This window comes from Streptomyces broussonetiae (assembly GCF_009796285.1).
Classification (GTDB): domain Bacteria; phylum Actinomycetota; class Actinomycetes; order Streptomycetales; family Streptomycetaceae; genus Streptomyces; species Streptomyces broussonetiae.
On sequence record NZ_CP047020.1, the window covers coordinates 1984246 to 2008034 of the forward strand.

Sequence of the window (23789 nt, forward strand, 5' to 3'; positions counted from 1 at the left end):
ATTCCGCATGACGTCACGCCCCTGGCTCGAACACGATTCAACGACTCGCCGGTGCCCGGAGGAACCGCTCCGGGCACCGGCGCCGGCGTCAGCGAAGCAGCGACCCCACGGCCGCCGGTACGGCGGCGGCCTCCCCCGTGACCGGCGGGAGCGCGCCGCTCACCGCGTGCACCGCGGCACCGTCGCCGGACGCGGAACCGGACCCCGTACGGCCCCGGTCATGACCGGCGCGGACCTGGGCGATCCGGATCCCGTTCCCGTCCCCGGACCGCCCCGCACGCCCGGAGCGCCCCGCCCGTCCCGGCTCCCACGGCTCCCCCGACAGCCCGGGCCCGCCCGGCACCCCGGGCGCCCCCAGGTCTCCCGGTCCGTGTCCTGCGTCGTCGCCCTGCGGACCTCCGGCCTGCCCGGGGCAGAGGTCGGGCGCTCCCGGCGCACCGACTTCGCCCCGCTCACCCTGCACCGCCACCGCATCCGGATCGCCCCCCGGATCCGGCTCACCCGGCCGGCCCGGCGCGCCCCGTGGCACATCGGCCCGCCCCGCCCGGCCCTCGCCCGGCTCCAGGATCCAGACCTGCCCCGGTGAGCCGTCCCGCCGCGCCACCCCCACTCCGGCGTCCGCCCCGTCGGCACCGGGAGCGAGCGCGAGGCCCTCGTGCCGACGGAGCAGGATCTCGCCGTGCACGGTGATGTCGTAGGCCACCTCTCCGTCGTGCACGACGCAACCGGCCGGCACGACGCTCTTCGTCCCGGGGTCTGCGGCCGGACACAGGGACGGGTAGGCCGCGCTGCGCAGCAACCCGTCGTCCTGGTACGACCACAGCTGAGCGGCGGCGGCCGAGGAGCACGGCGCGAGCCCGACCCCCGCACCCGCCTCCACCCTGCCCCCGCGCACCTCCAGGCAGCGCCCGGAGACGAAGCCCCACAGGCTCCCGCGCGCGACCTCGACGGGCTCGCCCAGCGATCCGGGCGAGCCGCCCGGGCCACCCGAACCCACCGAGCCGACCGGACTGCCCGGACCGTCCCCGGCGCCCGGACCACCCCCCACCACCGAGCCGCCCGAGCCCGCCGAAGCAGCCGGCGCGGCAGAGTCGGCCGAGGCCGTCGAAGGCGACGTCCCGGGCGCCGTACCGGTGCCACCCGGGCGGGTGGTGTGGCCGACAGGGGCACCCCAGGTGGCGCCGGGCACGGGGACACCGTTGTCATCGGACCAGCTCCTGGCCACGAGTACGGTGGCGAGCAGCGCGAGCGCGGCCAGCCCGGCACCGACCAGCACAACCGTGCGGTGGCGGCTCCCCGGGCGGGTGCGGTGCCGGCCGCCGGCCCCTGCCCGCGCCGGGTCCGGTGCGGGGGCGAGCGGCCAGTCGTCGGCGGCGCCGCGCCCGGGGCGCGAGTCGAGATAGCGGCGGGCACCCCAGCCGAGCACGGTCTCGGCGAGCATGAGATCCAGACCACCCTCGAACCGCCCGATGGTGTCGGCGGCGTGCAGGCAGTACGGACAGACCGTCAGATGCTGTCGCACATCAGGCAGCAGAACGCCGCCGCCTCGCATCGGGACGTCGAGGAGCCGGTTGTAGAAGCGGCATTCCTTCGTCGGCGCGAGTTCCCTGTGGGCGCGTACGCAACCCGTGCGGAATTGCTCGCGCGCCTGTTCCAGAGCGGTGGCCGCGACGGTCGGCTCCACCCCCAGCAGACCAGCGGGTATGGTTATCGGCTCCGCTTCCACCTCGGTGTGCCACAGAAGGCATTGCGAGGCGCCGGGAAGGGCCCGGAATGCGCGTTCGGCGAGTTGCCGTCTTTCCGGCGTTCGGTACTTGGCGGCGCGCAGTCCGCGACCGCCGGTGGGTTTGCGCAATTCCGGCAGGGTCGCGCAGGTTCCGTCGTCCGCCGCCCAGGCTCGGACGGTGTCACGGACGGCGACCAGCAACTGCGGGCGCAGGGCGCCGCCGACGGCGCCGCCCGCCATCCGTCCGAGGACCTCGTGGAAGGCGGCGGTGGCGACAAGCGGTGCGGTGGGCCCGAAGGAGGCCAGGCAGACTACGGCGTAGTCGCGGGAGGCCCGCCAGTGCCGGGCGAGCAGCATGGCGACGGCGTGCCGGCGGGCGGCGTCCGGGCCTGCCAGCCGGGCGACGAGATTCCGGTCGGACTCCCCGCTCGGACCGGGCGGGGGCGGGTACGGCGGGCGTGGGGGGTAAGGGGACTGCACGGAACCATTTCCTTTCCAGCCGCAGAACCGCATGCGAAATGCCGCTCTGACGGAAAGCAGTGAAAACAGTGCCTGATCGGTGCGTACCTCCAGGGCCGGCCTCGGCGTTCGACGCCTGCCTTTGCCCTCCCGCGGGGAGGCTCACCTTCGCACACGCGCATCACAGGAAACAAGCAGCTCGATTGACTCGACTTCAAAGTCGGCGAATTGCACAAGAGTTACCGCCGGTATCGCGTCCTCGGCCGGTTCTCGGGCGCCGGCAGCCGCGCCCCGGGAGTCCACAGCCGGTTCCCATGTTTCTCCGGGCGCACTCTCATCCGCGTGCCCCAGCATGAGCCGCATGATCGCCCCCCACTCCACAGCGAGCCCCGACTCGCCCCGCGCCGTCCGCAAGGCCGTCGTACCGGCCGCCGGACTCGGCACCCGGTTCCTGCCCGCGACCAAGGCCACGCCCAAGGAGATGCTGCCGGTCGTCGACAAGCCGGCCATCCAGTACGTGGTCGAGGAGGCGGCCGCCGCCGGTCTCGACGACATCCTGATGGTCACCGGCCGGCACAAGCGGGCCATCGAGGACCATTTCGACAACGCCTTCGAGCTGGAACAGGCGCTGGCCGCCAGGGGCGACACCGTGCGCCTGGACGCCGTACGCGATCCCGCGCGGCTCGCCGACATCCACCACATCCGCCAGGGCGATCCGCTCGGCCTCGGCCACGCCGTGCTGTGCGCCCGCCACCACGTGGGCGACCAGCCCTTCGCGGTCCTGCTCGGCGACGATCTGATCGATCCGCGCGAGACCCTGCTCAGCCGCATGCTCGAGGTCCGCGAGCGCCACGAGGGCAGTGTGGTCGCGCTGATGGAGGTGGATCCGGAGCAGAGCCACCTCTACGGCTGCGCGGCCGTGGAGCCGACGGGTGAGGACGGCCTCGTACGGGTGGCCGGGCTGGTGGAGAAGCCGGCGCCCGGCACCGCGCCGAGCCGGTACGCGGTCATCGGCCGCTATGTCCTGGACCCGGCCGTGTTCGACGTGCTCGAGCGCACCCCGCCGGGCCGCGGCGGTGAGATCCAGCTGACCGACGCCCTGCAGGACCTCGCGGCGGGCGGCACCGTGCACGGGGTCGTCTTCGACGGCCTGCGCTACGACACCGGCGACAAGGCCGACTATCTGCGCACGGTGGTCCGCCTGGCCTGTGACCGTCCGGACCTGGGGCCCGAATTCTCCCGCTGGCTCAAGGAGTTCGTGGCCGGCCTGGCGGACGGGGTGGGCGCCGACCACGAGGAGCGCCGGGCCGCCTGAGTCGCCGGACCGACGCCAGGAGGGGCCCGGTGCGGGCCCCTCTCCCGCATTCCCGTGTCAGCCCTGGCCGCCCGGGCGCAGCGTCCACACGACGGTCATCTCGCCGGTGACGGCGCCGTCGGCGCGGCGGATCTCGATGGCCACAGGGAACTCGGGGCGCTCGCCCGCGTCCAGTTCGGCGACGACCTCGGCGGCCGGGCGGCCCAGGGTCGCGGTCGCGGTGACGGCGCCCATGGCCAGCTTCTTGTAGGCGATCTCGGCACGGACGGCGAGCGGCACCGCACGCGAGAGCTGGTCCCCGAAGGCGGCGAGCACGATGGCCCCGCTCGCCGACTCCCCGAGCGTGAACATCGCGCCGGCGTGCGGCCCGCCCACGTGGTTGTGGTAGTCGCCCTGGTCCGGCAGGGACACCACGGCCCGGTCCCGGCTCGTCTCCAGGAACTCCAGGTTCAGCGTCCGGGCCATGGGCACGGTGGCGGCGAGCATCTCGCCGATCGACATCTGGTCTGCGCTCATGGACGTCATGTTACTCACGGGTAGAAGAAACTGACCAGCACGGATTCGTACCGGTCCCACTTCGCTACGACCCTGACGAGGCCCGGTGACCGAATCGTGTCCATGACCGCACTAGGGTTACAGGCCATGTGGCCAGATCAGCAGCCGCCAGGGGGCGCGCCAAACCCGCAGCAGGATCCGCAGCAGAACCCGTACCAGCAACCGGGTTACCAGCAGCCGAATCCGTACCAGCAGCCCGGGTACCAGCAGTATCCGCAGGCCGGCCCGTACGGTCAGCAGCCGCAGTGGGGGCAGCCTCAGCCGCCCACCGTGCCCATGTCCCCGCCTCCGCAGGGCGGTGGCGGCCGTACCAGACTGATCGCGATCATCGCGGCGGCGGCGGTGGTGGTCGCCGCCGGTGTGACCGGATATCTGGTCCTCGGCAAGGACGGCGGCAAGGACGACACGGCCGGCAAGGGCGGTGGGCAGAGCCATTCGCCGTCGGCACAGCCCTCGCCCTCCTCGTCGGTGACCGACGATCCGCGCGGCGTCAGCACCGAGAAGCCGACCATCGCGGGCTGGAAGGTCGTGGTCAACCCCAAGTGGGGCATCGCCTACGACGTGCCCGCCGACTGGTCCGTGCGGTCCCCTGAGCTTGCGGTCAATTTCACGTTCCCCAAAGGCGAAAAGGACACGGGCATCACAATGTCGGGCCTTGGCGAGTACAAGCCCACGTGGTGCACGTCGGATGACGACAAGGACGGCCGAACCGAAGATACCTCACTGGCGGTCGTGGGTACCAAAGGCGCGAGCGGTGCCAAAGATACAGACGAGATCGCACTCAACACACCACCTTGGTGGGTCTACGGCGGCTACACCATGCCAGACAAGAAAAGCATCTCGTGGGACAAGAAGGCCACTCCCTTTACGTCCGCTTCAGGCGTCAAAGGCAGTTACGCATGGGCCCAATCGACCCACACGCCGCGCAAGGGCAAGTGCGTGACCGACGGCAAGGCACTCACGTTCGGCTTCAAGAATGCAGCCCAGGACTATGTGTCGTTCAACTTCTTCGGGGCCACGGGTGTAAAGGGCGAAGTATCCAAGGCGACTGTCCTGAAGATTCTCCGCACAGTCCGGCTGCACGGAACGCCAGCAAACGAATAAGCCGACAGGGCGTGCCGACCACGCCGAAGCGGCCGGCACCCCACAACATCAGAGCCTGTCCAGGTAGTCACGGCTCACCCAGCGGCAATACCGCCTGTTATGGCAGCTTGTTCAGGGTCTCGAGGGGCACCCAGCGGCCGTACCACGTGTCACGGCCGTCATCAACCTTGCACGTAGGGTCGATACACTCCCAAATTGTGTCGGTGTCACACTCGTAGAAGGAATTCACGAGCTGTTTTGCGCCGAGGCTGCCAGTGATTTTCGCCTTCCTCGAAGGTGCGTTAAAAACACCCGCCTGGTGCTTGGTCCTATAGTGGGCGCGTACAGGCTCGCACCTGACCGCCCCGGAGGTAGAGGCAGGTGAAGCCATCGGAGCACTAGCTTTACCCGCCCCAGAGGCCGAGGCGGGGGGCGCAATCAGGGCGGGTAAAGCCGCACCGATGAGCGCCACCGTACTAAAGAGCGCTGCGGCACGCTTGCGCATGGTGGTCCTCTCTTCTCTTGTTGACATAGGTCACCCCACGACAATCGCCATGGACATGACCGAATTACCCTTGAGGGAATGAATCAGCGCAGTCAAGGAGGCGCAATGCACGGCGAGTTGGTCCATATGGCGTTCTGGCAGAAATCGATTGCCAGTGGGGGCGAGCGATAGTCACCCACTGGGCGGGCCCTAACTACTCGCGGCTGACAGCGGCGGCCGTCGTGACCGACCTCGGTGCGAACGGTTCACTCATCGCCTCCGCGTTCGCCGTGCAGGACGCGTGCGACGACGACAGGGGGACGCGGGACTGGTCCCGGACGTGCGCATCCTGACCCGCCGTGCCCGGCCGGTCGCCGGCCCCCGGCCCGTGTCAGCCGATGCCGAACGCCCCGTCGGGGGGCTCGGGTGAGGGCACGGCCTCCGTGTCTGCGACCGGCCGCGCGGCACCGGTGAACTCCCTTACCGCCGCCCCGTGTTCGACCCGTGCCGGGAAGACGTCGGCGGCGGCGCGACGGGCCAGGGCGGCGATGTCGACAGGCCGGTGCGAGGCGACCAGGACCGCGTTGCCGAACCGGCGTCCGCGCAGCACACCCGGCTCGGCGATCAGCACCAGCTCCGCGAACAGCTCGGCGAACGTGGCCAGTTGGGAGCGCAGGAAGGGAAACGGCGCCTGGTCGGCGAGGTTGGCGAGGTACACGCCGTGCGGCCGCAGCACCCGCTCGGCCTCGCGGGCGTAGGCCAGCGTGGTCAGGTGCGCCGGTACCCGGGCGCCGCCGAAGACGTCCGCGATCAGCACATCGGTGTGATCGTCCGGAGCGGCCTCCAGCCAGGCCCGGGCATCGGCCGGATGCAGTGCGATGCCCGAGCCCGCCGGCAGCGGCAGATGCTCGACGACCAGCTCGAGCAACCCCGCGTCGGCCTCGACGACGTCCTGCCGTGAGCCGGGCCGGGTGGCCGCCACATAGCGGGGCAGCGTCAGCGCGCCTCCGCCGAGGTGCACCACGTCCAGCGCCCGCCCGGCCTCGGCCACGACGTCCAGCACATGTCCGAGCCGCCGCGCGTACTCGAACTCCAGATGCTCCGGCTCGTCGAGATCGACGTACGACTGCGGCGCCCCGTCGACCGTGAGCAGCCAGGCCCGTGCCCGGTCGACATCGGGCATGAGCTTGGCGGTGCCGTGGTCGGTGGTGCGGGTGACGGGTATCGATTCGTTCACTCATCCATTGTGGACAGTGGTCACGGTCCCCGCGCCGACGGTCCTGCCACCCTCGCGGACGGCGAACCCGAGACCGGGCTCCAAGGGCACCGCCCGCCCCAGCTCGACGGTCATCTCCACCGTCTCGCCGGGCCGGGCCGCGCCCACCGGACCGAGGTCGACGTCGCCGACCACGTCCGCCGTACGGATGTAGAACTGCGGCCGGTACCCGGTGGCGACCGGAGTCGTACGACCGCCCTCGCGGCCCGACAGCAGGTACACCCGCGCCGAGAACCGCCGGGCCGGCGCCACACTCCCCGGAGCCGCCACGACATGCCCGCGCCGGACGGCGTCCCGGGGCACCCCGCGCAGCAGCACCGCCACGTTGTCCCCGGCCTGGGCCTCCACCATCGGCTTGCCGAAGGTCTCCAGCCCGGTGACGACGGTCTCGATGTCGGCGCCGAGCACGGACACCCGGTCCCCCACACGGAGCGACCCCCGCTCCACCGCGCCCGTGACGACCGTGCCCCGGCCGGTGATCGTGAGCACGTTCTCCACCGGGAGCAGGAACGGCGCGTCCAGGTACCGTTCGGGCATGGGCACGTAGGTGTCCACCGCGTCGAGCAGCGCCTCGATCGACGCGGTCCAGCGCGGGTCGCCCTCCAGCGCCCGGAGCCCGGAGACCCGTACGACCGGTACGGAGTCCCCCGGGTAGCCCTGTGTGGTGAGCAGGTCGCGCACCTCCAGCTCGACCAGGTCGATCAGCTCCTCGTCCTCGGCGCCGTCCGCCTTGTTCAGCGCGACGACGATGTGGTCGACGCCCACCTGCCGGGCGAGCAGCACGTGCTCGGCGGTCTGCGGCATGATCCCGTCGAGTGCGGAGACGACGAGGATCGCCCCGTCGAGCTGCGCGGCGCCGGTGACCATGTTCTTGATGTAGTCGGCGTGGCCCGGCATGTCCACGTGGGCGTAGTGCCGGGTGTCGGTCTCGTACTCGACGTGCGCGATGTTGATGGTGATGCCGCGCGCGGCCTCCTCCGGGGCCCGGTCGATGCGGTCGAACGGAACGAACGTGCCGGTACCGCGCTCGGCGAGGACCTTGGTGATGGCGGCGGTCAGAGTGGTCTTGCCGTGGTCGACATGACCCATGGTGCCGATGTTCAGGTGCGGCTTGGTGCGCACGTAGGCCGTTTTGGACATGGCTGTACCTCGAAGCCTCTCAGCCGTAAGGAGAAATGCGGGACCCCGAGGACCGGCCGACCCTCCCCCTGCGGGGTCCGCCGGACGTTCCGGAGAGGGTCAGCTTCGGGCGCCGTCGACGGCGGCCACGAGGAGCGGGACGGCAGCCTTCGGCGCATCCGCGACGGCGGATGCTGCGAGGAGGAAGGCGTACCGGAACATGGCGTCGATCATCGCCGACGGTGTGTCCGGCGTCGAATGGTTTTCCGTGCAGGCCGGTTCCGTGCAAACGGCTTCCGTGCAAACGGCTTCCGTGCAGGCGGCTTCAGGGCCGGGACACGTTCCGGGCCGGCGCGTTCAGTCGCCGATGTTCTTGAGCGCCTCCCGCACGGTCAGCGGGGCGAACCGGCCACGCTCCGCCGCCAGGAACGCCCGTACGGCCTCGGGGTCGGTCTTGGCGTACTCGCGCAGGGCCCAGCCGATCGCCTTGCGGACGAAGAAGTCGGGGTGCCCGCACTGGAGCAGGCAGTAGCCGAACAGCCGGTCGGCGTCGGTGCGTTCCTTCCAGGTCAGCTGGTGGAGCAGGGCCGTCCGTACGAGCCACAGGTCGCCGTCGGTGATCCAGGCGTCCATGTCGGCGGTGAGCTTGGGGTCGGCGGCGACCAGCGAGCCGACGACGTGCGCGGCGAGCAGATCGACGGTGTCCCACCAGGGGACGGTCGTCAGGAGATACCGGGTCACCGGGAGGAAGCCGGAGGAGCAGCGGGCCGCGTACCGGCGCAGATGGTCCACGGCGAAGTAGTGGTACTCACGCTCGGGCAGCGCCCAGCAGCGCAGGGCGATCGCGGTGCAGTCGGCCTCGTCGGGGCGTGGCAGGCCCGCGAGGACGGTGCGGGACAGCGCGCGGCGGGCGGGGGTGGGGATGCCGAGGAAGGGGGCCGCGTCCTTCATGTAGGCGCGCATGGAGACGGCCCGCCGGGGGTCGCCGGCGGTCGCGTAGGCGGACGTGAGCCGTGCCAGCACGGTGTCGGCGAGAGCGCTGTGCGGCACCTTCGGCCGGACCGCACCAGTGAGGGTCATGGGACGAACGATACGGGGGTTGCACCCCGTTTCGTACGGGCGGTACCTGGAGGTACCGGCGGTGGAGGGGCGCACGGGGCCACGGTGGTCCAAGGGCCCGCGCCTTCGTATGCGCCCTCCCGGCAGCGCCTTCCTCGCTCGCCGCCGTGGTCCAGCGCTCGACGCGGAGGTGACACCCGGACGACAGCCGTCGTCCACGAAGAGCCCTTCAACGTCGCCTGCGGATTCTGCAAGAACTGTCTCGCCGGGAAGACCTCCTACTGACTGCGGGCGAGGAGTTCGAGACCGATTTCGTCCTGCTCGCCGGCATCTTCCCGACCGGCTGCCACGGGTGCGAGCCGGCCCAGGTGCCCCCGGGTGAGAGCGTCGCCGTCCACTCGCCAAGGCGGCGTAGATCGGAGCCTGGCGTACGAGAAGTTCGACCAGCGGATCGAGGGCTGCCCCAAGGTGGTGCTCCACCCCGGTCACGCGCCGACCGCGTGAGCCCATGGGACGGTCCGGGCACTCGATGTGCGCACCCACCCTTGACGGCGATCACACCCGTGCGTCGGTTACTGTCACCGGATGCTCGATGCCAACCGCTCTGGCACCGCCATGACCTCCCCGGGACTCGCCGACCGCTGCACGCGCGCGGTGCTGTCCCCGTATGCCCGGCTGTCGTTCCTGCTCGTCCTGCTCGCGGGGGCCGGTGCGGGAGTCCTGGTCTTCGAGCCGCAGCGGCTGCTGACGCACGGGTGGCCGCCCCAGCTCGGCGGGGCCGCGGCGGCCGCGGTGTTCGGGACGGCGTACGGGCTGTGCACCGTGGCGTTCGTACCGCGACCGTTGCTGAACCTGGCGGCGGGCGCCCTGTTCGGCTCCCAGCTGGGGCTGGCGGCGGCGCTGGCAGGCACGGTGCTCGGGGCGGGCGTGGCCTTCGGACTGGGCCGGGCTCTGGGGCAGGACGCGCTGCGTCCGCTGCTGCGGGGCCGCTGGCTGAGGGCGGCCGACGGGCAGCTGAGCCGGCACGGGTTCAGGTCGATGCTGGCGGCGCGGCTGTTCCCGGGGGTGCCGTTCTGGGCGGCGAACTACTGCGCGGCCGTCTCCCGCATGGGCTGGTGGCCGTTTGTGCTGGCCACCGCCATCGGGTCGATCCCGAACACCGCCGCCTACGCGGTCGCCGGCGCCCGCGCCTCCGCGCCGACCTCCCCCGCCTTCCTGATCGCCATGGCCTGCATCGCCGTGCCGGCCCTGCTGGGCACGGTGGTGGCCTGGCGGGGGCGCCACCACCTGCGCGGACACTGATCACTCGGGTAGGGGTCAGACTCCTTCGAGGATCATCGCGTTGGCGAGTCCGCCCGCCTCGCACATGGTCTGCAGGGCGTAGCGGGCGCCGCGTTCGCGCATCGCGTGGACCAGCGTGGTGGTCAGCCGGGTGCCGCTGGCGCCGAGCGGGTGGCCGAGGGCGATCGCGCCGCCGTGCACGTTGACCCGGGCCAGGTCGGCGCCGGTCTCCTGCTGCCAGGCCAGCACCACGCTGGAGAAGGCCTCGTTGACCTCGAAGAGGTCGATGTCGTCGATGCCCAGTCCCGCCCTGCGCAGCACGTTCTCGGTGGCCGGCACGACCCCGGTGAGCATCAGCAGCGGGTCGGAGCCGGTGACGGCGAAGCTGTGCAGGCGCGCGAGCGGGCGCAGGCCGAGGCGGGCCGCTGTCTCGCTGGAGGTGATCAGCACGGCGGAGGCGCCGTCGTTGATCGGGCTCGCGTTGCCGGCGGTGACGCTCCACTCGATCTGCGGGAAGCGTTCGGCGAAGCCGGGGTCGTAGTAGGCGGGCTTGAGGCCGCCGAGGATCTCCGGGGTGCTGCCGGGGCGTACGCACTCGTCGCCGGTGACGCCCTCGAGCGGGGCGACCTCGGCGTCGAAGAGTCCGTTCGCCCACGCCTGCGCCGCCTTGTGGTGCGAGGAGACCGCGAACTCGTCCATCCGCGCGCGTGTGAGGGACCACTTGGCGGCGATCAGCTCGGCGCTGATGCCCTGCGGGACCAGGCCCTCGGGGTAGCGCTCGGCGACGCCGGGGCCGAACGGGTCCTTCCCTGCGGGCACGTTGGACCACATCGGCACCCTGCTCATCGACTCCACCCCGCAGGCGACCACGAGGTCGTAGGCGCCGGAGATGACGCCCTGCGCGGCGAAGTGCACGGCCTGCTGGGAGGAGCCGCACTGGCGGTCCACGGTGGTCGCGGGCACCGACTCGGGGAACCCGGCCGCGAGGACGGCGTACCGGGTGGTGTTCATGGCCTGCTCGCCGACCTGGTCGACGGTGCCGCCGATGACGTCGTCGATGAGCGCCGGGTCGACGCCGGAGCGCTCGACCAGGGTTCGCAGGGTGTGGGCGAGGAGCTGCACGGGGTGGACGTGGGCCAGGGAGCCGTTCGGCTTGCCCTTGCCGATGGGAGTGCGTACCGCTTCGACGATCACTGCGTCGCGCATGGCGCGGGCCTCCTTGGCCGCCTGGCTGTCCGCAGCTCGGCTGCGGACAGCTACCAGTGAGTAGGAAATCCAAACTCAAGATAACGCGCAGAGTTGGAAAATCAAACCCTCATCTAGACTGGCCATCATGGCCGCCACGAAGGACCCGCGCCCCTGCTCCATCGCCGACGCCCTCGCGCTGGTCGGCGAGAAGTACTCCCTGCTCGTCCTGCGGGAGGTCTGCCTGGGCAACGGCCGTTTCGACCAGCTCGTGCGCAACATCGGCGCACCGCGCGACATCCTGGCCACCCGGCTGCGCCGACTGGTGGACGCCGGGATCCTGACCAAGCGCGTCTACAGCGAGCGCCCGCAGCGCTTCGAGTACCGGGCCACGCCGGCCGGGCTGGAGCTGGAGCCGGTCCTGATGACACTCAAGGAATGGGGCGACCGCCACCTCCGCAAGGGCGTCGACCTGCCCATGGCCGTGGAGCACAGCTGCGGGAACGAACTGGTTCCGGTCGTCACCTGCCAGGCGTGCGGCGACAAGGTGCGCCACGAGGACCTGACGGCCCACCCCCAGTCCCCGGGCTGGACGATCACGGGCCCCACGGCGGCGTAACACCCACAGGCAACACGCCCCGCCCCACCCCGCACCCCGTCCCGCCCACGGCGAGTACGGCGAGTACGGCGAGTACGGGGCGGGCGTAGGTCCAACCCCCCTTCTGCGCTGTCACCCGGGCCCGCTACGCTGCCCTCGTCACTTGGTCAGTTCTTTACTCGACAGCACTGGACGCATTACCTTCATGTCTTGGTTTGAATCCCTCGTCCTCGGGCTCGTCCAGGGGCTGACCGAGTTCCTGCCGGTCTCCTCCAGCGCCCACCTGCGGCTGACCGCGGCGTTCTCCGGCTGGGAGGACCCCGGCGCGGCCTTCACGGCGATCACGCAGATCGGCACGGAGACCGCGGTGCTCCTCTACTTCCGCAAGGACATCGGCCGGATCGTCTCGGCCTGGTGCCGGTCACTGTTCAGCAAGGCGATGCGCCGGGACCACGACGCGCAGATGGGCTGGCTGGTGATCGTCGGCTCGATCCCGATCGGGGTGCTGGGCGTGACACTGAAGGACCAGATCGAGGGCCCGTTCCGCGATCTGCGCGTCACGGCGACGATGCTGATCGCCGTCGGCCTGGTCATCGGCATCGCCGACCGCCTGGCGGCCCGCGACGAGAGCGGTGGCCGGCACCGGGCGCCCAAGCAGCGCAAGTCCCTTGAGAATCTGGGCGTCAAGGACGGACTGATCTTCGGCCTGTGCCAGGCGTGCGCCCTGATCCCCGGCGTCTCCCGCTCCGGCGCAACCATCAGCGGCGGCCTGTTCATGGGTTACAGGCGCGAGGCCGCAGCCCGCTACTCGTTCCTGCTCGCCATCCCGGCGGTGCTCGCCTCGGGCGCGTTCGAGGTGAAGGACTCGCTGCGCGGGAGCCAGGTGGCCTGGGGTCCGACGCTGCTCGCGACACTGATCGCGTTCGCGTCGGGATACGCGGTGATCGCATGGTTCATGAAGTGGATCTCCCACAAGAGCTTCATGCCGTTCGTCTGGTACCGCGTGGCCCTCGGCATCGTCATCATCGCCCTGGTCACGGCCGGTGTACTGAGCCCGCACGCGGCGGAGTCGGCGAGTTGAGCCACGGCCACCACGGCTCACGGTCGCGGTGACCAACCCCATACGTTCTGCGTAGCCGGGCGGTAGCGCACTGTCAGTGCTTGCCCCTAGGCTGTCCGTATGTCCCCCGAATTCCCGACCTCTGGTTCCGTGCGGTCTGCCGCCGAAGTGAACGAGCAGATCCGGGCACTCTGGCTGCGCGCGGGCGGCACCCTGTCGACCCAGGAGCGCGCCGAGTACGAGCTGTTGGTGGTCGAGTGGGCCGCGGCGATCCGCGGAGAGGTCGTCGAGGCGGCCTGAGAACCCCGCGAACTCCGCAACGGCATACGACAGTTCGGGCACCGCGCCCCGGCACGGCCGCGGTTCCCCTTCGACCATGGCGACCTGCGCTGGCGACTGAGCAGGCCGGCCCTGCCGGGCAGATGTGCGAGACGGCCATCGTGGATAGAGTCGGTCCGCTACACCTGGTTGTGGGGACAACCAGAACGCCTTTGGGGAGGGCCTGCACCACATGAGTCGTCGCTCTCATGGCCTGGTCGGCGTCTGGGCCGAGATGCAGAGGCAGCAGCAGCGCCAGAGAGAGGCCGAAGCCGGACGAGAGAGACAACAAGCGCGGCAGGCACGTGCATATCAACGGCAGGCCGCCCAGAACCATCGCGAGCACCGGCAGGCAGAGGCGCGGCGTCGCACCGAGGAACTGGACGCACAGGTCACGGCGCTGCAGGGCCTTCTCGCCTCGGGTTGCCGGGCTCCGGCCTTCAGGGCTTCCTCCCTCATACGCCCCGAAGACATCGAACCCTTCGCTCCGGGGCCATGGGCACAGCCCGTACCCATGCCGAAATTCGACCAATACCAGCCGCACGGCGGATGGACTGCCACGCGCCGCGCCCAGGCACAGGCCGAGGCCCGGGAGCGCTTCGAACGGGACTGGCACGCGGCCCAGGCGGCGGAGAGACAGCGGCAACAGCAGCTGGCGTCGTACCAGCGCGACCACCAGGAGTGGGCCCATGCCCAGCTGGCCGAAGTGCGGCGGCACAACGCCGGCGTCGTCGAACTGACCGAAGGAGTCGGGCGCCGCGATCCCGATGCCGTGGTCGAGTACTTCTCCGCCGCTCTCTACGCCTCGAGCGCATGGCCCGAGGGTTTTCCACGCCAGGTGGCAGCTGCCTACGACGCGGCAGCCGGACAGCTGGTTCTGGATTGGGAACTGCCCGCCTACAGCGTCGTCCCCGAGGCCAAGTCCGTTCGCTACCTGGCCGGTGCGGACCAGGACAAGGAGACCCCTCGGCCGGTGGGCCAGCGGCGAGCCCTGTACCGGGCGGTCCTGGCGCAGTGCATGCTGCTGGTGCTGCACCAACTCTTCGCGGCGGACGAACCGGGCGCGCTCGAGTCCGTGACCCTGAACGGCTTCGTGGACGGGCATGACCCGACGACGGGCCGCCCGGGCCGCATCTACCTGGCAACCGTCATGGCTCCGGGCTCGGCCTTCCGCGACCTGCACCTGGCGCAGGTGGACGCCGGCAGCTGCTTTGCCGACGCGCTGCACGGCCAGCTCTCGGCCCGCCCCGACCAGCTCGCGTCGGTGCGGCCGAGCCGCCGGCCGCAGGAGGTCGGCAACCGCGTCGTCACGCATGGCAGCGACGAGGAACCCGACCTGTACGAGATGGATCCGATCGCCTTCGAAAATCTCGTCGCCGACCTGTTCCGCGCCATGGGGATGCAGGCGGTCACCACGCAGCGCTCCAACGACGGCGGGGTGGACGTCGACGCACTGGATCCGGCGCCGATCCGCGGCGGCAAGATCGTCGTGCAGGTGAAGCGCTACCGGAACACGGTGCCGCCCACCGCGGTGCGTGACCTGTACGGGACCGTGCAGGACGCCGGCGCCAACAAGGGCGTCCTCGTGACGACGTCGAAGTTCGGCCCCGGCTCGCACACCTTCGCCCACGGCAAGCCGCTGGAACTGGTGCCGGGCACCGAACTCGTCGACCTGCTGCACCGTCACGGGCTGCGCGGGCGCCTCGGCGGCAGTGCCCGTCGACCGGCAGCACAGCCGACGCCGACGGTTGCGGACGCTCGGCTGCCCGACGACCACAACGTCCTGGGCGTGTCGTGGACCGGACGTGTCGCCTTGGACGTGTGCGCTCTCGTCTGCCGTGGCAACCGGGTCCTCAGCGACGACCACTTCGTCTTCTTCAACAACCCGCAGACGCCGGACGGCTCCGTGCGCACTCTCCCCGCCACCGCGCCCGACAAGGCCGCGATCCGCGTCTCCTTCGACGGGTTGCCGGACGAGGCCGACCGGTTCGTACTCGTGGCCGCCGTCGACCCGGAGGTGAACCCGGACGCCGATCTTTCCGGCTTCACGGACGCGTGCATCCGCCTTCTCGGGCCCGGGACGACCGAGCTGGGACGGCTTGAGGTCTCCGAGGGCCGGCCCCGCGAGACCGCCCTGGTACTCGGCTCCTTTCGCCGCAGGTCCAACGGGGACTGGGACTTCGTGCTCGGCGGCAAGGGCTACGCGGGCGGTCTGGAGGAACTTCTCGAGGACTACGGCATCGCGGTGGAGTAGCCGATGAGCGTCGAGGCGTACGTGGCACGGAACGGAGATGCCATGACGGCCCGCCGACGAGGCCCCACCGTGGGAACCTGGGGCCGTGTGCGACAACCGCGCCCCGAACAACCCGGCACGCCCTCTTGGCTCTTCACCCGCCATGCTCAACACTGTGCCGATGACGCAGCGTGCGGAGCTTGCGACCGTGATCGACCGGCTGGCCGTGGACGAGGTGATCACCGCGTACGCCGTGGCGGTGGACGACGGGGACTGGACGGCGTACCGACGGCTGTTCACGGCGGACGGCCGCGCCGACTACCGCTCGGCCGGCGGCATCGAGGGCGACGCGACCGCGATCGCCGCGTGGCTCGCCGAGAACCTGGCCCTGTTCACCATGCGCCAGCACCTGATCGTCAACCGCCGGATCCACTTCGGTCTCCTGGACCACGACACGGGGGACACCGCCCGGGTACAGGCCGACTACCTCAACCCGATGCGCTTCGCGACCGGGAGCACCCCCACGGCACCGGACCTGGTGTGCGGTGGCCGCTACGACTTCGCGCTGCTGAGGACCGCGGAGGGCTGGCGGCTGCACGAGGTGGCCGTGGACGAGAAATGGCGCAGTCTTCCGGCCAGGGTGACGGCAACCCCCTAGGAGCACGGGCACCAGCGCGCCCTGTTCTAGATCGCTCCCGAAGCGCACACTGGAAGCCGGTGCTGGATAGGGAGGGTCCACATGAGGACGATCGACCACTGGCTCACCTCCCCCTGGCGCCGCTCGGCCGTCGCCGCCCTCGCCGGTGCCCTGCCGATCCTGACCTTTCCCGCGCCCTCCCTGTGGTGGTTCGCCTACGTCGCCCTGGTCCCCTGGATCCTGCTGGCCCGCTCGGCACCGACCGGACGGCGGGCGGCGTACGACGGCTGGAGCGGGGGCTTCGGTTTCCTGGTGGCCGTGCACCACTGGCTGCTGCCGAGCCTGCACGTGTTCATCTTCCTGATCGCCGTCCTGCTGGGTGCGCTCTGGGCACCCTGGGGCTGGCTGGTGCACCGCTTCCTCGGCGGGCGGCCGACGCCGGGCCGGGGCGCCGCCGCGCTGCTGGTGCTGCCGTCGGCCTGGCTGGTGGTGGAGCTGGCGCGGTCCTGGCAGGGGCTCGGCGGGCCGTGGGGCATGCTGGGCGCCAGCCAGTGGCAGGTCTCCCCCGCGCTGCGGCTGGCTTCGGTCGGCGGGGTGTGGCTGCTCAGCTTCCTGATCGTAGCCGTGAACGTGGCGGCGTCCGTGCTGATATCGGTGCGCGAGTCGCGCATGCCGGCGGTGGCCTCGCTGGTCGCCACGGCCGCCGCGACCTCGGCCGCCTGGGCCTGGGCGCCGCGCCCGGCGGTGGACGGGCGAGTGCGGATCGCCGTCGTACAGCCGGGGATCGTGGACGGGAAGGCCAGTGCCGAGAAGCGGTTCGACCGTGAGGAGCAGCTGACCCGGCAGCTGGCCGGGCAGCGGGTCGACCTGGTCGTGTGGGGTGAGTCCAGTGTCGGCTTCGACCTGGGCGACCGGGCCGACCTCACCCTGCGCATCGCCGCACTGTCCCGGACGGTCGGCGCCGACGTGCTGGTCAACGTGGACGCCCGCCGCTCCGACCGGCCCGGCATCTACAAGAGTTCCGTGCTGGTGGGTCCGGACGGCCTGACGGGCGACCGGTACGACAAGATGCGGCTCGTACCCTTCGGCGAGTACATACCGGTCCGCTCGCTGCTCGGCTGGGCCACCTCGGTCGGCAAGGCGGCCGGCGAGGACCGCAGCCGCGGCACCGAGCAGGTCGTGATGAACGTCGGGCACGGGCTGAGGATCGGCCCGCTGATCTGCTTCGAGACCGCGTTCCCCGACATGAGCCGGCATCTGGCCCAGGACGGCGCCGACGTGCTGCTCGGCCAGTCCTCCACCTCCACCTTCCAGGGCAGCTGGGCCCCGGAGCAGCACGCCTCGCTGGGTGCGCTGCGAGCCGCCGAGACCGGCCGCCCGATGGTGCACGCGACCCTCACCGGCGTCTCCGCCGTGTACGGCCCGGACGGGCAGCGGCTCGGCCCCTGGCTCGGCACGGACGCGAGTGCGGCCCGCGTGTACGACGTACCGCTCGCGCACGGCATCACACCGTACGTCCGCTATGGCGACTGGCCGGTGCACGGCGCCCTGCTGGTGCTGGCCATGCTGTGCGCGGCCGAGGGCGCCAAGGCGCTCAGGCTGCGCCGGAGCGGTCCCGTACCGCTCGCACCACCCGCTCGCACAGTTCATGAGTCACCAGCGCGTCCCGGGCGCTGAGCACCTTTCCGGCCCGCACGGCGTCGAGGAAGGCGAGGACCGCCTGCTCGATGCCGCGCTGGCGGGCCACCGGCACCCAGTCGCCGCGCCGGCGCACGGTCGGCTGACCCTTGTGGTCGATCACCTCGGCGAGGTTGAGCACCTGGCGTTTGGTGTCCTGCCCGGAGACCTCCAGGACCTCCTCGGTGGAGCCGCTGAGCCGGTTCATCACTCCGAGCGCGGTGAAGCCGTCCCCGGCGAGCTGGAGCACCACGTGGTGCAGCAGCCCGCCCTCGGTGCGGGCGCGCACGGTCACGTCGTCGACCGGGCCCGGCACCAGGAACCGCAGGGTGTCGACGACGTGGATGAAGTCGTCCAGGATCATCGAGCGCGGTTCCTCGGGCAGCCCGACGCGGTTCTTCTGCATGAGGATCAGCTCGCGCGGGTGCTCCAGGCACTGTGCGTAGCCGGGGGCGTACCGCCGGTTGAAGCCCACGAAGAGGGAGACCCCGCGCTCCTCGGCGAGGTCCACCAGCCGTGCGGAGTCGGCGAGTTCGTAGGCGAGCGGCTTGTCGACGTACGTCGGTACACCCGCCCGGAGCAGCCGGGTCACGATCTCGGGGTGGACGGCGGTCGGCGCGTGCACGAAGGCCGCGTCGAGGCCGGCGGCGAGCAGCGAGTCGAGCGAGGTGTGCCGCCGGTCGGCCGGCAGGTGCAGGGTGTCGGCGACGCGGTCGAGCGTGGTGGGCGTCCGGGTCTGCAGGTGGAGGTCGATCCCCGGTCGTGTGCCCAGCACCGGCAGATACGCCTTCTGCGCGATGTCACCGAGTCCGATGCAGCCGACCTTCACGTGCTCTCCCCTACCGCTTGACCGTCGGTGTCTCCTGGGCAGCATACGGGGGCCGCCAGTCGGCGATGCCGTCGAATCCGCGCAGGAAGAGCGCGGGTCCGGCCTTCGACAGGGCGGCGATCGCGAGGTCGCGCACGGCGATGGCGGCGCGGCTGCCGGTCATGTTCAAACGGGCCACCCTGACCGCCTGACGGGTGATCACCGTCGTGCGCGGCAGGCGGGCCGCGGTGTAGGCGGCCAGGTCGTCGCCGTGGTGGGCGAGCACGACGGCGTCCTCGACGGCCTGGTTGCCGCCCTGGCCGAGGGTCGGCGGCATGGCGTGGGCGGCATCCCCGAGCAGGGCGACGCGGCCTGCGTGATAGGCGGGCAGAGGCTCGGCGATGTGGTGGACGTCGTGCCGGAGCACATCCTTGGGGCGGGCGGCGGCGAGGACGGCGGGAACGGGCTCGTGCCAGTCGCCGAACCGGCGCAGGAGTTCGGCCTTCTCGTCGTCCGGCGCCCGCTCGCCCGCCGGGGTCGTGGCGGCCGCATACGCGTAGACGCGGCCGTCCTTGAGCGGGTGCGTGCCCCAGATGCGGCCCCGGCCCCAGGTCTCGTGCGAGGCGAACTCCGTACCGGGCACCGGGATCAGCACCCGCCAGGTGGTGAACCCCGAGTAGACCGGCCCCGGGTGCAGCGGGAACAGGGCTGCACGGACGCGGGAGTTGATGCCGTCCGCACCGACCACCAACTCCGCCTCCAGCTCCTGTCCGCCGACGCTGACCCGGGCGGGCCGCCGGCTGTCACCGGGGTCGGTGAGGGTCCCGGCGGTCGCGATGCGGACGGCGCCGGGCGGGAGCAGGGCGGCGAGCCGGTCGACCAGGGTGGCGCGGGCGAGCAGGACCAGCGGGCCGCCGAAGCGGGCGGCAGCCGCCTCGGCGCTGGAGCGGGACAGCCAGCGCCCGCGCGGGGTGCGCAGCCCACCGTCCCCCTGCCAGGCGGCAAGGTCGCGGATCTCCTCGCCGATGCCGAGCACGTCGAGGGCGCGCAGCGCGTTGGGGGCGAGGGAAATGGCCGCGCCGACGGGCTCCAGAGAGCGGGCCCGCTCCAGCACGGTTACGTTCCAGCCCTTGGCGTGCAGGGCCGCCGCCGCGGCCAGGCCTCCGATTCCACCGCCGATGACGATCGCGCGCGCCGACTGTGCCATGACCACGACCCCTCCCGGATCCACTTGAACTACATCTGTAGTGAACCTGACTGTACTACGCCCGTAGTGCGTTTACTACAGCCGTAGTGCGACGGGTAGGGTCACCTCATGTCCGTACGCACCCCCAGCGCCTCCCGTGCCGATCGCGTCGCCGACACCGCCCTCGCACTGCTCGCCGAGCGCGGGATGCGCGGGCTGACACACCGCGCCGTGGACGAGGCGGCCGGGCTCCCGCCCGGCTCGACCTCGAACGTGGCCCGCACCCGGCAGGCGCTGCTCGAACTCGCGGTACGGCGGCATGCCGAACGTGAGGCACAACTGCTGGAGCTGACGGAGGTGCCGGGTCCGGGCGCCGGCCCCGACGCGCTCGCCGACGGGCTGGCCCTCGCCGTGCACCGCTGCCTGACCCAGGGCCGCGAGCTGCTGATCGCACGCTACGAACTCGCCCTGGAGGCCACCCGCCGCCCCGAGCTGCGGGCCTTCTACGACCGGACCGGTGCCGTCTTCAAGGAGCAGCTGGCCGCCATGCTCACCGACGCGGGTTCGCCCGACCCGGCCCGGCACGTGCTGTCCCTGGTCGCCTGGGCGGACGGGCTGATGTTCTCGTGCGCGGCGGGTTCGTTCAGCGCCGAGGTGCCGGGCCTGGAGGACATCCGCGCGGGCCTGCGGGAACTGCTCACGGGGCTGCTGGGCCGGTAAAACCCCTGGTGGGGCGGATGCTCTTCGACGAAGATACGGACATGACAACGGAACGCCGAGAGCCCGCCCAGACCGCGGGTGAGCGCGCCATGCTGGAAGGCTGGCTGGACTATCACCGCCGCACACTCGCCTGGAAGTGCGAGGGCCTGACCGACGAGCAGCTGCGCACCGCGTCGGTGCCGCCCTCGGAGCTGTCCCTCATGGGGCTGGTGCGGCACATGGCGGAGGTGGAACGGAGCTGGTTCCGCAAGGTGTTGGTGGGCGAGGACCCCGGTCCGATCTACTGCACCGACGAGGATCCGGACGGCGAGTTCCATCTCACCGAGGCCGACACCTGGGACGAGGCGTACGCGGCCTGGCAGGCGGAGATCGGGATCGCGCGGCAGAACGCGGCCGGCTTGGGGCTCGACGACATGTCCCGGGGGAAGAGCAGGTTCACGAGCACGCCGTTCAACCTGCGCTGGATCTACACCCACATGATCGAGGAGTACGCCCGGCACAACGGCCACGCCGACCTGATCCGCGAGCGGATCGACGGCTCCGCCGGCGACTGACCGTCACCCCCGCTCCCCCGAAACCCTCCGCACGGGGCACGAGATCACCCGTGCGGGGGCATCAATGTTCGCTCCCTGGTGCCAACTCGGCTGTCAGTCCAGCAGAGTTGCCCGGGTGCATCGAACGACGACCACCGCAGCGCTCCTGGTCACCGTGGCCGTCTCGGCCCTCTCCGGCTGTGTGACCGTGCAGCGCCCGGCGGCACCCGCGCCGCCGCAGGACACGGCCACCGCGCTGCCTTCGGCCCCCCGCCCGGACGGCAGCGTGGAACCCCGGGTGGTCCAGGCCCCGGCCCAGGAGGCCCTGGAGAGGGCCGGCGCGCCCTCGCGACCCGGGCAGCTCCGGCATCCGGCGCCGTCCCCCTCACACCACCGCAGCGAGACCCCGCCGACCGCACCCGGCCCACGGCCGGAGGCGCCCGCGCCCGCGCATCACCGCACCGAGCCCCGGCCCCGGCACCCGCACACCGACAGCCCGGACGAGTCGCCCCCGGTCCCGCCGGCGACGGACGTGTGCGCCCTGGGCAGGAAATACGGCGGCTGGCGGGGAGACAGCCCGGAGTCGGAGATCTGCGAACAGACCTACGGCCACTGAGGACCCGTTCAGGCGGGTCGAGAACTCGGGCCGGTACCCGGCCGGTGACGGCGAGGTCGGTCGGCTGGACCGTCAGCCACGGCCGGGTACGGATCCGGTGTCGACGCCGTCCGGGGCCGGCCAGTGGCGCGCTGTCGCGGCACGCAGCCGGGCGGCGGTCCGTTGCCCTGCTCGTCCCCTTGAACGTGGCAGCGGTGGCGGTGGCGGTCGGCCGCCGGAACCGTCCGCACGGCGACGACCCGGGTCGGGGCCCGCCGGTGGCGGACGAGGCGGGCCGGTGGGGCACGGCGGGCCCGGCACCGGCTGCCGCACTCGTTCCTCACCGGCCGCTACGCACTCCACCCGATCGCGCGCCGCTCGATCCGGTCCGCGACGGCCGCCACCTGCCGCTCGCCGGGCCCGAAGGGCAACGCCGGGCCCACCGGGGCGGTTCCGGAACGGCGCCGGCCGACCGGCCGACGGCTGCCGCATCCGGGACCGCCGGGCCCCTGCCCCGCCCAGGTGATCATCCGGCGTACCCCGCACCAGGCCGCGTGCGCCACCGCAGCCCTGCCGAGGGCACGCGACAGGCCCTCGGGCCGGCCATGGCTCAGCACCCCCGGCCCTACTCCCCCAACCGCAGCTCCAGTCGCATGATGGCGGCACGGACCCCGTCGCCGTAACGGTCGTCGGGCAGGGCCACCGCGGCCCTGCGCGCATGCCGTACATGGCTGCGCGCGGCCTCCTCACGGCCGAGCTTCACATAGTCGGCGGCCAGATTGAGGTGCAGGGACGGAAGGAAGCCACCGGGCCCGTCGACAAGCTCCTCGGCCGCCGACAACGCCCTGAGGTCCCAGGCGAGTTCGTCCCCCGGATCGTCCTGGGTGTCGGCGAGATAGTGGGCCAGGGTGCAGCGGTGGAACGGGTCGCCGTCCTCGCCGATCTCCGCCCACAGGCCGAGCAGGCGGCTGCGGGCCTCCTCGCGGTCGCCGCCGTGGTGCAGCATGACGACCTGCCCGATCCGCGTCAGCACGTCATCCGGTGCCGCCTGCTCCTGCCGCTCCGCCACCGCGTCCTCCGGGTACTCGTCGACTGTCCGCTCCCGACGCTAACCGGCCACAGGGACAAACCCGGTCAGGCGGCCCCGTACCAAACGGGGCCGCCTGCGTGCCAGGTCAGCCCAGGTTCGGGAGGGTCCAGTCGATGAACTTGTGGCCCTGGCTCGCGATCGCCTCGTTGATCTGCGTGAACGGGCGGGAGCCGAAGAACTTCTTCGCGGACAGCGGCGAGGGGTGCGCGCCCTTGACCACCACGTGCCGGGTCTCGTCGATCAGCGGCAGCTTCTTCTGCGCGTAGTTGCCCCACAGGACGAAGACTGCCGGGTCGGGGCGGTCGTTGACCGCGCGGATGACCGCGTCCGTGAACTTCTCCCAGCCCTTGCCCTTGTGCGAATTGGGCTCGCCGGGCCGGACGGTGAGGACCGCGTTGAGCAACAGCACGCCCTGCTCGGCCCACGGCATCAGATAGCCGTTGTCCGGGATGGGCAGGCCCAGCTCCGCCTGCATCTCCTTGTAGATGTTCCGCAGCGAGGGCGGGGTCTTCACCCCCGGACGGACCGAGAAGCACAGGCCGTGGCCCTGGCCCTCGCCGTGGTACGGGTCCTGGCCGAGGATGAGGACCTTGACCCTGTCGTACGGTGTGGCGTCCAGCGCGGCGAAGACCTCCTCGCGCGGCGGATAGACGGGACCCTTCGCCCGCTCCTCCTCGACGAACTCGGTCAGCTCCTTGAAGTAGGGCTGCTGCAGCTCGTCGCCCAGAACCCCGCGCCAGGACTCGGGCAGCATGGCGATGTCGGTCACGTCAACGTCCTCACGATGTCGAT

The 23789-nt window shown here is 71.6% G+C and carries 23 protein-coding genes and 1 pseudogene; 13 read left to right on the forward strand and 11 right to left on the reverse strand.

All coding sequences use genetic code 11. From position 1 onward, the window contains the following. Positions 1–88: 88 nt before the first annotated feature. Positions 89–2206 (reverse strand): ricin-type beta-trefoil lectin domain protein, encoded by a 2118-nt coding sequence (locus GQF42_RS09115; RefSeq protein WP_158919141.1) that lies wholly within the window; start codon positions 2204–2206, stop codon positions 89–91. Positions 2207–2546: 340 nt separating this feature from the next. On the opposite strand from GQF42_RS09115, the gene galU reads away from it, so the two are divergent. Then, positions 2547–3500, forward strand: a complete 954-nt coding sequence (gene galU / locus GQF42_RS09120; protein WP_158919142.1) for a UTP--glucose-1-phosphate uridylyltransferase GalU — start codon at positions 2547–2549, stop codon at positions 3498–3500. A 57-nt stretch (positions 3501–3557) separates the two neighbouring features. Here galU and GQF42_RS09125 read toward each other — a convergent pair whose 3' ends face one another. After that, on the reverse strand, positions 3558–4016 hold the full coding sequence (locus GQF42_RS09125; RefSeq protein ID WP_199272619.1) for a DUF4442 domain-containing protein: 459 nt from the start codon (positions 4014–4016) through the stop codon (positions 3558–3560). 126 nt (positions 4017–4142) lie between these two features. On the opposite strand from GQF42_RS09125, the gene GQF42_RS09130 reads away from it, so the two are divergent. Beyond that, entirely contained in the window at positions 4143–5159 is a 1017-nt protein-coding gene (locus GQF42_RS09130) for a hypothetical protein (RefSeq protein WP_158929959.1), read from the forward strand. Positions 5160–6013: 854 nt separating this feature from the next. Here GQF42_RS09130 and GQF42_RS09135 read toward each other — a convergent pair. The 3 genes from GQF42_RS09135 to GQF42_RS09145 all read right to left on the reverse strand — a co-directional run bounded on the left by GQF42_RS09135 (position 6014) and on the right by GQF42_RS09145 (position 9097). Then, positions 6014–6859: a spermidine synthase gene (locus tag GQF42_RS09135; RefSeq protein ID WP_158919143.1), complete on the reverse strand. Its 846-nt coding sequence runs from the start codon at positions 6857–6859 to the stop codon at positions 6014–6016. Continuing rightward, positions 6860–8038 (reverse strand): elongation factor Tu, encoded by a 1179-nt coding sequence (tuf, locus tag GQF42_RS09140; protein ID WP_158919144.1) that lies wholly within the window; start codon positions 8036–8038, stop codon positions 6860–6862. A gap of 336 nt (positions 8039–8374) precedes the next feature. After that, positions 8375–9097 (reverse strand): DNA alkylation repair protein, encoded by a 723-nt coding sequence (locus GQF42_RS09145; RefSeq protein ID WP_158919145.1) that lies wholly within the window; start codon positions 9095–9097, stop codon positions 8375–8377. Positions 9098–9301: 204 nt separating this feature from the next. On the opposite strand from GQF42_RS09145, the pseudogene GQF42_RS45790 reads away from it, so the two are divergent. Together GQF42_RS45790 and GQF42_RS09155 are read left to right on the forward strand one after the other, a co-directional pair. Next, positions 9302–9474 (forward strand): annotated as a pseudogene (locus GQF42_RS45790) (aldehyde dehydrogenase); the annotation flags it as partial. A gap of 187 nt (positions 9475–9661) precedes the next feature. Next, on the forward strand, positions 9662–10378 hold the full coding sequence (locus tag GQF42_RS09155) for a TVP38/TMEM64 family protein (protein WP_158919146.1): 717 nt from the start codon (positions 9662–9664) through the stop codon (positions 10376–10378). A 15-nt stretch (positions 10379–10393) separates the two neighbouring features. On the opposite strand, the gene GQF42_RS09160 is transcribed toward GQF42_RS09155, so the two are convergent. Continuing rightward, a complete protein-coding gene (locus GQF42_RS09160; RefSeq protein ID WP_158919147.1) occupies positions 10394–11563 on the reverse strand; it encodes a thiolase family protein in 1170 nt (389 codons plus the stop codon). A gap of 127 nt (positions 11564–11690) precedes the next feature. On the opposite strand from GQF42_RS09160, the gene GQF42_RS09165 reads away from it, so the two are divergent. From GQF42_RS09165 to lnt, 6 genes are all read left to right on the forward strand, one after another. Beyond that, positions 11691–12161, forward strand: a complete 471-nt coding sequence (locus tag GQF42_RS09165) for a winged helix-turn-helix transcriptional regulator (protein WP_158919148.1) — start codon at positions 11691–11693, stop codon at positions 12159–12161. Positions 12162–12345: 184 nt separating this feature from the next. After that, entirely contained in the window at positions 12346–13221 is an 876-nt protein-coding gene (locus GQF42_RS09170) for an undecaprenyl-diphosphate phosphatase (RefSeq protein ID WP_158919149.1), read from the forward strand. A gap of 99 nt (positions 13222–13320) precedes the next feature. After that, positions 13321–13500 (forward strand): hypothetical protein, encoded by a 180-nt coding sequence (locus GQF42_RS09175; RefSeq protein WP_158919150.1) that lies wholly within the window; start codon positions 13321–13323, stop codon positions 13498–13500. A gap of 211 nt (positions 13501–13711) precedes the next feature. Further along, positions 13712–15772 carry a restriction endonuclease gene (locus GQF42_RS09180; protein ID WP_199272620.1) on the forward strand — a complete coding sequence of 687 codons (2061 nt, stop codon included), beginning with the start codon at positions 13712–13714 and terminating at the stop codon, positions 15770–15772. Between the two features lie 160 nt (positions 15773–15932). Next, positions 15933–16409 carry a nuclear transport factor 2 family protein gene (locus GQF42_RS09185; protein ID WP_158919151.1) on the forward strand — a complete coding sequence of 159 codons (477 nt, stop codon included), beginning with the start codon at positions 15933–15935 and terminating at the stop codon, positions 16407–16409. A gap of 81 nt (positions 16410–16490) precedes the next feature. Further along, a complete protein-coding gene (gene lnt, locus GQF42_RS09190) occupies positions 16491–18065 on the forward strand; it encodes an apolipoprotein N-acyltransferase (protein ID WP_158919152.1) in 1575 nt (524 codons plus the stop codon). On the opposite strand, the gene GQF42_RS09195 is transcribed toward lnt, so the two are convergent. Then, a complete protein-coding gene (locus GQF42_RS09195; protein ID WP_158919153.1) occupies positions 17983–18894 on the reverse strand; it encodes a Gfo/Idh/MocA family protein in 912 nt (303 codons plus the stop codon). The genes lnt and GQF42_RS09195 overlap by 83 nt on opposite strands. 10 nt (positions 18895–18904) lie before the next feature. Then, positions 18905–20080, reverse strand: coding sequence for an FAD-dependent monooxygenase (locus GQF42_RS09200; protein ID WP_158919154.1), 1176 nt, complete (start codon positions 20078–20080; stop codon positions 18905–18907). Between the two features lie 108 nt (positions 20081–20188). Here GQF42_RS09200 and GQF42_RS09205 point away from each other — a divergent pair, with 108 nt between their 5' ends. The 3 genes from GQF42_RS09205 (at position 20189) to GQF42_RS09215 (ending at position 21928) form a co-directional block, all read left to right on the forward strand. Next, a complete protein-coding gene (locus GQF42_RS09205; protein WP_158919155.1) occupies positions 20189–20779 on the forward strand; it encodes a TetR/AcrR family transcriptional regulator in 591 nt (196 codons plus the stop codon). 41 nt (positions 20780–20820) lie between these two features. Then, positions 20821–21333, forward strand: a complete 513-nt coding sequence (locus GQF42_RS09210; RefSeq protein WP_158919156.1) for a DinB family protein — start codon at positions 20821–20823, stop codon at positions 21331–21333. A 115-nt stretch (positions 21334–21448) separates the two neighbouring features. Then, positions 21449–21928, forward strand: coding sequence for a hypothetical protein (locus tag GQF42_RS09215; protein WP_158919157.1), 480 nt, complete (start codon positions 21449–21451; stop codon positions 21926–21928). A gap of 329 nt (positions 21929–22257) precedes the next feature. On the opposite strand, the gene GQF42_RS09220 is transcribed toward GQF42_RS09215, so the two are convergent. The 3 genes from GQF42_RS09220 to GQF42_RS09230 all read right to left on the reverse strand — a co-directional run bounded on the left by GQF42_RS09220 (position 22258) and on the right by GQF42_RS09230 (position 23766). Then, positions 22258–22524: a hypothetical protein gene (locus tag GQF42_RS09220; RefSeq protein WP_158919158.1), complete on the reverse strand. Its 267-nt coding sequence runs from the start codon at positions 22522–22524 to the stop codon at positions 22258–22260. A gap of 8 nt (positions 22525–22532) precedes the next feature. Then, positions 22533–22976 carry a hypothetical protein gene (locus GQF42_RS09225; RefSeq protein WP_158919159.1) on the reverse strand — a complete coding sequence of 148 codons (444 nt, stop codon included), beginning with the start codon at positions 22974–22976 and terminating at the stop codon, positions 22533–22535. Positions 22977–23082: 106 nt separating this feature from the next. After that, positions 23083–23766: a uracil-DNA glycosylase gene (locus GQF42_RS09230; RefSeq protein ID WP_158919160.1), complete on the reverse strand. Its 684-nt coding sequence runs from the start codon at positions 23764–23766 to the stop codon at positions 23083–23085. Positions 23767–23789 lie beyond the last annotated feature (23 nt).